1 protein-coding gene is annotated in these 268 nt (G+C 43.7%); it reads left to right on the plus strand.

Translation table 11 applies throughout. The features are described 5' to 3' along the window. Positions 1–257 (plus strand): substrate-binding domain-containing protein (locus WEIDD23_RS12540; RefSeq protein ID WP_197458919.1); only part of this gene is annotated, 257 nt, incomplete at its 5' end. Between the last annotated feature and the right edge of the window lie 11 nt (positions 258–268).

Below are 268 nucleotides of genomic sequence, written 5' to 3' on the forward strand. Positions count from 1 at the left end.
ATGAAATGGCTGCCGGCTTGTTAAATGGTCTAACTGACGCCGGTGTCAACGTGCCGGATGATTTTGAGTTGATTACAAACAATAACTCAAAAATCGCGGTGATGACCCGGCCACAAATGTCATCAATCACGCAGCCAATCTACGACCTTGGCGCGGTTGCCATGCGTATGCTGACTAAATTAATGAATCACGAAGAATTGGCAGTAAAGAACATTATCTTGCCACACGGTTACATTGACCGCGATTCTACAAAGTAATAATAACCAAA

The sequence above is a fragment of the Weissella sp. DD23 genome (assembly GCF_001579105.1).
Lineage (GTDB): Bacteria > Bacillota > Bacilli > Lactobacillales > Lactobacillaceae > Weissella > Weissella cibaria.